The 8,741-nt window shown below is 69.9% G+C and carries 10 protein-coding genes; 8 read left to right on the top strand and 2 right to left on the bottom strand.

Annotation, left to right across the window (positions count from 1 at the left end):
- The coding region (locus ABD378_RS00365) for an alcohol dehydrogenase catalytic domain-containing protein (RefSeq protein WP_425583803.1) at positions 1-329 on the bottom strand (329 nt) is incomplete at its 3' end.
- Between the two features lie 81 nt (positions 330-410).
- Between ABD378_RS00365 and ABD378_RS00360 the strand changes: the two genes are divergently transcribed.
- Together ABD378_RS00360 and ABD378_RS00355 are read left to right on the top strand one after the other, a co-directional pair.
- Positions 411-1,091: a TetR/AcrR family transcriptional regulator gene (locus ABD378_RS00360; protein ID WP_344518188.1), complete on the top strand. Its 681-nt coding sequence runs from the start codon at positions 411-413 to the stop codon at positions 1,089-1,091.
- Between the two features lie 14 nt (positions 1,092-1,105).
- A complete protein-coding gene (locus ABD378_RS00355; RefSeq protein ID WP_344518192.1) occupies positions 1,106-1,792 on the top strand; it encodes an aspartate/glutamate racemase family protein in 687 nt (228 codons plus the stop codon).
- A gap of 123 nt (positions 1,793-1,915) precedes the next feature.
- Here the strand turns inward: ABD378_RS00355 and ABD378_RS00350 are convergent, their stop codons facing one another.
- Complete coding sequence (locus ABD378_RS00350) at positions 1,916-2,887, bottom strand: RNA polymerase sigma factor SigF (protein ID WP_344518187.1); 972 nt, start codon at positions 2,885-2,887, stop codon at positions 1,916-1,918.
- 238 nt (positions 2,888-3,125) lie between these two features.
- Between ABD378_RS00350 and ABD378_RS00345 the strand changes: the two genes are divergently transcribed.
- The 6 genes from ABD378_RS00345 to ABD378_RS00320 all read left to right on the top strand — a co-directional run.
- Positions 3,126-3,494 carry an STAS domain-containing protein gene (locus ABD378_RS00345; RefSeq protein WP_344518186.1) on the top strand — a complete coding sequence of 123 codons (369 nt, stop codon included), beginning with the start codon at positions 3,126-3,128 and terminating at the stop codon, positions 3,492-3,494.
- Positions 3,495-3,772: 278 nt separating this feature from the next.
- Complete coding sequence (locus tag ABD378_RS00340) at positions 3,773-4,291, top strand: ATP-binding protein (RefSeq protein WP_344518185.1); 519 nt, start codon at positions 3,773-3,775, stop codon at positions 4,289-4,291.
- Between the two features lie 227 nt (positions 4,292-4,518).
- On the top strand, positions 4,519-5,235 hold the full coding sequence (locus tag ABD378_RS00335) for an LPXTG cell wall anchor domain-containing protein (RefSeq protein ID WP_344518184.1): 717 nt from the start codon (positions 4,519-4,521) through the stop codon (positions 5,233-5,235).
- 100 nt (positions 5,236-5,335) lie between these two features.
- Entirely contained in the window at positions 5,336-6,310 is a 975-nt protein-coding gene (locus tag ABD378_RS00330; protein ID WP_344518183.1) for a hypothetical protein, read from the top strand.
- 29 nt (positions 6,311-6,339) lie between these two features.
- Positions 6,340-7,518 (top strand): hypothetical protein, encoded by a 1,179-nt coding sequence (locus ABD378_RS00325; protein WP_344518191.1) that lies wholly within the window; start codon positions 6,340-6,342, stop codon positions 7,516-7,518.
- A partial coding sequence (locus ABD378_RS00320; protein WP_344518190.1) for a hypothetical protein occupies positions 7,518-8,741 on the top strand: 1,224 nt, incomplete at its 3' end. The genes ABD378_RS00325 and ABD378_RS00320, both read left to right, overlap by 1 nt.

Here is an 8,741-nt window from a genome sequence, read left to right as displayed (position 1 = left end):
CCCAGGTCCGCCCCGTCCGGCACCCTCCCCATCAGCTCCGTGTCGACCGCCCGTAGCTCCGCCCAGCCCCCGGCGGGCCCGAGCGTGACGACCGGGGTGCCGGGCGCGGGCCCCGAGCCGTTGGCCGCGGCCCGCACGACGACCCCCGCCGCGTCCCAGCCGGGCACCGAGCCCTCCTCGCCGCTCGGGACGACGAACGCCGCCTCTCCGTGGTTGATCGAGAAGGAGTGGATGCGGACAAGTGCCTGGTGAGGGGCGGGCTCCGGGTCCGGGACTGCACGCAGGGAGAGGTGGCCGGGGGCTGAGTGGTCGATCGTCAGTGCTCGCATGCAGTCGATAGTGCCACTGAGTGGCATAAGGCATCAAGGGGCAAACGCTCACGGGGGGCGAGCAGGGCTAGGATGACGGCCATGGTGGAGAGCAAGGCAAGCGATTCCCGGAGCGAGCTGCCGCTGCGGGAGCGGAAGAAGCTGCGTACGCGGCGGGCGCTCGTCGAGACGGCGCTCGAGCTGTTCGGCGAGAAGGGCTTCGGCGCCGCCACGCTCGACGAACTCGTCGAGGCCGTCGAAGTCTCCAAGCGCACCTTCTTCCGTACGTTCGCCTCGAAGGAGGACGTCGCGCTCGCGCCCGAGCGGGAGCTCTGGCGGGCCTATGTCGAGGACATCGGCGAGCGGCCGTTCGCGGGGGAGCCGCTGCTCGCCGTCTTCGAGCGTTCGCTGTACGTCGCCGTGGCGGGGATGGAGGGCGGCTGGGAGCGGCGGTTCCTGGCGAGCCGTGCCCTCGCCGATGCCACGCCCGCGCTCAACGCCCACAGCCTGCGGCACTGCGCGGAGGTCACCGACGAGGTCGTCACCATCGCCGTCGCCGGGCTCGGCACGGGGCCGGGTGCGGACATCGCCCCGCTGCGGGTGCGGCTGCTCCTGGAGTTGATGCTCTCGGCCTGGCGCGGCGCGCTCAAGGAGTGGTCGGCGCCCGGCGGGGAGCAGGACCGGGCGGCGCTCGTCGCGCGGATGGACGCCGCGTTCGCGGTGGTCCCCGAGGTCCTCGAACTCGCCGCGCGGACGCCGGACTCTCGTACGCTCCACCCATGAGGAAGCGTTCAGCGATGAAGACCATCGGGCTGCTCGGCGGCATGAGTTGGGAGTCGAGTGCCGAGTACTACCGGCTGCTCAACGAACTCGTACGCGAGCGCCTCGGCGGACTGCACTCCGCGCGCTGTGTGCTGTACTCCGTCGACTTCGCCGAGATCGAGGAGCTGCAAGTCGCGGGGGAGTGGGAGCAGGCGGGTGAGGTGCTCGCGCAGGCTGCCAAGGGGGTCGAGGCGGCCGGTGCCGATCTCGTGCTGATCTGCACCAACACCATGCACAAGGTCGCCGACCAGGTGCAGGGCGCCCTCTCCGTACCGCTGCTTCACCTCGCCGATGCGACCGCCGATGCCGTGCTCGATGCCGGTGTGCGGCGCGTGGGGCTGCTCGGCACCGCGTTCACCATGGAGCAGGACTTCTACCGGGAGCGGCTCGCCGCGCGCGGGCTGGATGTGCTGGTGCCGGGCGCGGAAGGGCGCGCGCTCGTGCATCGGGTGATCTACGAGGAGTTGTGCCTCGGAGTGGTGCGTGAGGAGTCGCGCGCTGGGTACCAGAGGGTCATCGGCGATCTCGTACGGGAAGGAGCTGAGGGCGTGATTCTCGGATGCACCGAGATCGAGCTCCTCATCGGGCAGGAGCACAGCCCGGTGCCGGTCTTCCCGACGACCCGCCTGCACGCGGAGGCGGCGGTGGAGGCGGCGCTGTAGAGCCGCCAAGAAACAACCCACCCGCCTACCCCAAGACGCGGGGCAAACGGGTGGGTGGGTGGGAGTGATCCGGCGCGAAGCGGCGGCCTCGATGCCCGGACAGACGCCGAGCGGCGAGCCCCCTCACTCGTCGACGGTCAATCCCTTGCGAAGCTTGACGAGGGTCCGCGACAGGAGTCGCGACACATGCATCTGTGAGATGCCCAGCTCATCGCCTATCTCCGACTGCGTCATGTTGGCGACGAAGCGGAGCGAGAGGATCTTCCGGTCGCGCGGCGGCAGTTCGGCGATCAGCGGCTTCAACGACTCGACGTACTCGATGCCTTCGAGCCCGTGGTCCTCGTAGCCGATCCGGTCCGCGAGCGCGCCCTCGGAGTCGTCCTCCTCGGGCTGGGCGTCCAGCGAGCTCGCCGTGTAGGCGTTGGAAGCCGCCATGCCTTCGACGACCTCGTCGTTGGAGATGCCCAGGCGCTCGGCGAGCTCGCCCACCGTGGGGGCGCGATCGAATTGCTGGGCGAGTTCGTCGCCCGCCTTGGCGAGGTCCAGTCGGAGTTCCTGAAGGCGGCGCGGGACGCGCACCGACCAACTCGTGTCGCGGAAGAAGCGCTTGATCTCGCCGACGATGGTCGGCATCGCGAAGGTGGGGAACTCGACGCCCCGGCTGAGCTCGAAGCGGTCGATCGCCTTGATCAGGCCGATGGTGCCGACCTGGATGATGTCCTCCATCGGCTCACTGCGGGAGCGGAACCGGGAGGCGGCGAACTTGACCAGGGCGAGGTTGAGTTCGACGAGAGTGTTGCGCACGTACGCGTACTCGTGCGTGCCTTCCTCGAGCGACTCGAGGCGTTCGAAGAGGGTCTTGGACAGAGCCCTCGCATCCAGCGGCCCCACCTCGTCGAACGGCGGGATCTCAGGCAGATCGGTGAGCCCCTCAAGGGCCTCCGACTCCGGTACGGCCGTCATGGCCGGAAAGTCGTCCGGCGTGGCTTCCGTGCGGGGACCCGGGATCTCGGTCTCGATACGGTTCGGTGAGAGTGTCGACGTCGCTCGGTCAGTGCGCGATTCGTCGAGCCGGGGTGACATGGTGTCCTCCATCGTTCTCGGCATATGGCTGCCGATGCCAATACGTGCACTGCGGTGTGCGGCGCCTCCAAAGCCGTCCGTGTTGATTACTGTCTCTTCTACCCCTACCCGGTTCCACAGCCCGGTCGCAAGTGCGGTGTGCGATGAAATGTCCGAATTCTGGGGGATGTTCGGGTACCCGAGGGCGTGTGGAAGGCGTAATGTTCAGGGGCGTCATCAACAGCCACGACGGTCGGAAGTGAGTGACGGAATGGACCGCGGGACAGTCGGTAGCGCGCATCGGGGCCGACTTCTGGTCGAAGTCCGGGCCGAGGGCCCGAGCGTCGTCGTGACTCCGGCAGGTGAGTTGGATCACCACACGGCCGATTTGTTGCGTGAGCCACTCGAGGCCTGCCTCGACGACGGCTTCTCGCGACTGGTCGTCGACTGTTCGCGTCTGGAGTTCATGGACTCCACCGGACTCAATGTGCTGCTGGGGGCCCGGCTCAAGGCCGAGGCCGCGGGGGGTGGGGTGCATCTGGCCGGGATGCTGCCGGTGGTGGCCCGGGTCTTCGAGATCACCGGAGCCGATGCGGTCTTCACTGTCCACGAGACGCTCGAAGCGGCGTTGTCCGACTGACCGGACGGCCTGCTGACGGAGCGTGCTCAAGAGTTACGCGCCAGTTGTCTCTATGTGATCACCGCGTTACCAGCGTCACACGGGTCGCGTCGAATAAGTGGGTGTTCTCACGGTTCGGCCGGGCAGGAGACACCCTGGATCCGTCGACTGCGGTCCGCGAATCAATCGTTGCCAAATCAACAGCAGGAACGGCCGAGCAGCCGATGATCCCTCTTGGAGTCCCGCTACTTGTCCAGTTCCTTGTCCAGAGTCCTCCTTGTCGGTGAGGTGAAGCGCTGATGAGCACCACCCGGCCTTACTCGCCGGGCGACCGCGGCCCGGAGTACGAGGCCGTCGTCGCGGACGCTCCCGCGGACCAGGCCGCTCCGGCTGCCACGGGTCGTCAGGGGCGCCAGGTCCGCAGGCTGAGCCTGAACGGCGCGAGCGGCATCGTTCCGCTCGCCCGGGACTTCGCGCGCCAGGCGCTGCAGGCGTGGGGCTGGCTGCCCGCGGCGGGCGCCGATCAGCGGGCGGCCGCGGAGGACGTCCTCCTCGTCGTGTCCGAACTGGTGACCAACGCGTGCCTGCACGCCGAGGGCCCCGACGAGCTCTGGCTCTCCTCGGACAGCAAGGTGCTGCGGATAGAGGTGTCCGACCGCGGCGCCGGTCAGCCCGCGCCCCGTACGCCGCACCGCGCGGGCCGGCCCGGAGGTCACGGGATGTTCATAGTCCAGCGGCTCTGCCTCGACTGGGGGGTCGTCCGCACCCCGGGGGTGTCGGGCAAGACGGTGTGGGCGGAGCTGAGCGCTCCCGTATAGGACTCCCGTACAGGACTCCCGTGTAGGGCCCGGGCCGCGCTCGCGCAGTGCCCGCTCAGTTCCCCCTTGGGTTACCCACGGTTCGTACGCGCGCCGGATCACTGAGATCCGGCGCGTTCTTTGTCTTCCCTCGGCAAGGCCCCGGGCGTACCTTGAGCGCCCAATCTGATGTGCCGTCAGGAAATCCGCACCGCGGCACGCCACGACCGGCATGAGGGGAACTCGAGGTGTCGTACCAGAAACGAACGGCTGTGCTCGCGCTCGCCACGGCCTTGGCCGGCTCGGCGGTGCTGATGGCCGCCCCCGCCGCGCAGGCCGAGGTCCAGGACGTCAACTACCAGTGCAAGACGCCCATCGGGAACAAGGGCGCGGTCTCGCCGATCGATATCAAGAGCGTGAAGAGCGGCAGCGGCTACAAACTCACCATGTCCTTCCAGAAGGGCGTCTCCTCCAGCCCGGTGGAGCTGGGCAAGGGCGCGATGAAGCCGAGCGCGCTCATCAAGATGGGCGGCGCGGAGAGCGGCACGGTGCCGGTGTCCGGGGCGCCCAACGCCAAGGCGATCCCCGCCAACACCCCCATCAAGATCAGTGACCTGTCGGGGACGTACACACCGAAGAAGAGCGGCAAGGTCACCTTCACCGCCGGTGTCCTGACGATCAAGGCGCTCGGCACGACGACGACGTGTACGCCGTCCAACAGCCCCAAGCCCTCGCTCTCCCTCGACGTCAAGGGCTCGGGCGGCTCCGCCACAGGCGGCGGATCGGGCGACGACAGCGGCTCCGGCGGCTCGGCCAGCGCCCCCTCCGGAGGCGACGAGCTCCCGCAGACCGGCCCCGCGGACTCCGCGATCGCGCTCGGCACCCTCGGCGGCAGCGTGCTGCTCGCCGGCGCGGCGGGCGTGCTCTGGCTGACCCGCAGGAACCAGGCGGCCCGGTCGCGCTAGGCGCGGTGCGCGGCGTCGCAGGGACGCGGTGACCGCGCGCGCCCCTGTCCGACCGCCGTGTACGACGCGTACAAAGCGTACGAAGATCCAGGAGCCGCCGATGCCGTCGCTGCTGTCCGTTGCCCGTGCTCTCACCGTGGCCGTGGCCCTACTGGTGACGGGCGCGGCGCCGGCGACCCCGGTGTTCGCCGACGACTCCGGAGCGTGGTCCGTCGCGCCCTCCGCGGGAGGAGGGACGCGGCCCGCGAAGGACGGGCGGCCCTACTTCTACGCGGAGGGCACGCCCGGCTCCGTCCTGGAGGACACGGTGACGGTCACCAATCCCGGGTCGAAGCCGCGCACGGTGGAGCTGAGCGGCGCCGACGCGGACAACACCCGGGGCGGTGCGTTCTCGCTGGAGCGGGGCGCGCCGAAGGACACCGGCTCCTGGATCACTTTCGCCGAGCGCAAGGTGAAGGTGCCGCCGCGCACCCGCGCCGATGTGCCGTTCAGCGTGAGCGTCCCCGACGGCGCCGTGCCGGGCGACCACCCCGGGGCGATCGTCGCGCGGGAGGGCGGGCGTGACGCCGGGGTCCGCGTGCATCTGCGGGTGAGCGGCCCGACGCTGTCCGCGCTGACGGTCGAGCGGGTGAAGGCCGAGGGTGAGCGCATCTCGTACGACATCGTCAACCGCGGCAACACGGTTCTGACCCCCAGGCTCGAGGTCCGCGCGGAGGGCGTTTTCGGCCCGCTGCTCGACCGCGGCCCCCGCACGCTTCCGGTGGAGCTTCTGCCCGGCCGCAGGATCACCCTGACGGAACCGTGGAGCGACGCCCCCGCCCTTGACTCCGTCGAGGTCACTCTCGCGGTGACGGCATCGGGCGGAGCCCACGACAAGGCGAAGGCGTCGGCCCGCTTCGTGCCGTGGGGAGCGGTGGCGGGGGTGGCGGCCGGGGTGCTGGGTCTGGTGGCGGCGGGGGTCTGGTTCGTAAGGAGACGCGGAGGCTCCGGGGATCCACCACGGGACGAACCTGAACAGGGCGGTACGGAGCTGGAGTTGGCGGGAGCGGGCACGGGAAGGGGCGAGCAACTGTGAACGGCACCCGACGAGGCGGCAAGACATCCATGGCTGCGGCCGCCGTGCTGGCGGTACTCGCCTTCCTGCTCCTCCCGGCGGGGCAGGCCACCGCCGCGGAGAAGCCGACCGTCACCCTGTCCAAGGCCCAGGCGGGCAAAGGCGGCGACATCACCGTCAAGGGCAAGGGCTGGCGCCCGAACGCCCTCCTGATGATGCTCGTCTGCGGCCAGTCCACTCCGGGCAAGGGCGTGCCCGGCGGCACGAACTCCTGCGCCAACGACACAGGGCGAGCCGTCACCACGGACGGCGACGGCGCGTTCAGCAAGAAGCTCCCGGTGGCCGAGCCCCCCAAGCCCTGCCCCTGCGTGGTCCACGTGGCCACCGTCACGGGAGAGAAGGCGCAGGCGGACGTCGCCTTCAAGGTCGCGGGCCATCCCGTGGAGCCCCTGCCCGAGCGGCAGGGCGGCGGGAAGCTCTCCGTCCTCACCGACACCCGGCTCGAAGGGTCGAGCGGCATCCTGGCCTGGTTCGGCGCTCCGCCGTCCCGCAAGTTCGTCTTCACCGTGGGCAACGTCGGCTCGGCCCCGGTCAAGAACCCCGTCTTCCAAGTGGGTACCTCCCACGGTGTGTTCGCCCCGCAGTGGGAGGAACAGCAGTGGCGCGGCACCATCGCCCCCGGCAAGAAGGCCCAGATCAAGCTGCCCGTCGAGCTCTCCGCGGGAGCGCACGGCAACTACCTCGTCTCCCTGAAGTTCGGCGGCAAGGTACTCGCCGAGCAGCCCTGGGGCGTCGGCCGCCCGTGGGGCGTCACCGTCTTCTGGATCCTGCTCTGCGTCGTCGTGCCGGCCGCCCTCTTCCGCATCGGCATGGCAGTGGTGGACAAGCTCCGTCCCCATCGCCGACGAGGGGGGCGCGGCTCCCGCCCCGCGGGACGCCACCGCACCGGCAGGCTCTCCGAACTCACCGACCGGCTACCGAAGTTGCGGCTCCCCCAGGGTGCGGTCGCGGCGGACGAGGCGGCCCGTACGCCACGTACGAAGCCGCCCCACGGGACCGGCAAGTCCGGCACGTCAGGCAAGCCCGCCAAGACCGTCAAGGACACAGCCACGAACACGACCACTCTCCCGTGGTTCACCCCTGACACAGACCCCGGCGCCGGGACCCCACCCGCCGGACAGCTCTCCGCACCGTCAGAGAACAGCCCGACGACGAAGGGAAACACGTGATCAGCACACGACGGAGAGCGGGCGCGGCCTCGGTCTCGCTGCTGCTCGGCGGGGCGGGCATCCTGCTGGGCGCGGGTCCCGCGCAGGCGGCCGAAGTGGCGTACAAGACGGAGTGCATTCCGCCGTCGATCTCGGGACTGCCGCCGGTGCAGGGCACCACGAAGGTGGAGATCACCGCGCCGGCCACCGCGAAAGTGGGCGACGAGGTCGATGTCGTATGGAAGACGACGCAGGCCGCGTCCAAGAATCCGGACGTCATCGACCTGGAGAAGGACACGGTGAAGCCGACCGGCACCATCAAGCTGGGCGGCGGCCAGACCGGTGACCTGGCGGTGGCGGGCGAGCGGGTCAATCCGCCGATCAAGAAGAACAGCCCGATGGTCCTTTCCGACATGAAGGGCAAGCTGAAGCTGACCAAGGCGGGCGACATCACGCTCACCCCGGGCGCGTACAACATCAACGTCAGCAAGCCGATGTCGACCGACACCAAGTGCACGCCCAAGGAAGAGGTCAAGGCGGGCGCGACCATCAAGGTGACGGAGGGCGGGGGCAGTTCGGGCGGCTCCACCGGTGGTGACACGGGCGGCAGCACGGGCGGCGACACGGGCGGCTCCACCGGTGGTGACACGGGCGGCAGCACGGGTGGTGACACCGGCGGCTCCACCGGCGGTGGTGGCGACGACGGCGGCAAGACCGATTTCACCGGCAAGGAAGTCCAGATCCCCTACAAGTGCAAGACGCCCATCGGCGACAAGGACGCCACGTCCCCCGTCCAGATCGACGCCAAGAAGGACGGCGGCAACTACGGCCTCACCGTGCAGTTCAAGAAGTCCGTCATGGACAGCCCCGCCGACATCCCCGCGGACTCGGTGAAGCCGTCGATGGCGGTCAAGCTGGGCGGCGCGGACAAGGGCACGGTGGCGGTGGAGGGCCCCACCAACAAGGAGCCCATCAAGTCCGGCGACCCGATGACCATCCCTGACCTGACCGGCACGTACAAGCCGGGCGCCGACGGCAAGTCGACGCTCTCGCCGGGTGTCCTGACGGTCAAGGCACTCGGTACGACGACGACCTGCACCCCGGCCAAGTCCGAGGTCTCACTGGAGATCGACACGGCGGCGCAGCCTGGCGGCGCCGGCGGTTCCGGCGACGGCTCTGCGGGCGGCTCCGCGGCGAGCGGCGGCGGTTCCGCGGCGGGCGGTGGCGGCGACCTCGCCGAAACC

The organism is Streptomyces rectiviolaceus (genome assembly GCF_039533825.1).
Classification (GTDB): domain Bacteria; phylum Actinomycetota; class Actinomycetes; order Streptomycetales; family Streptomycetaceae; genus Streptomyces; species Streptomyces rectiviolaceus.
This window is presented reverse-complemented; position numbering and strand designations above follow the sequence as displayed.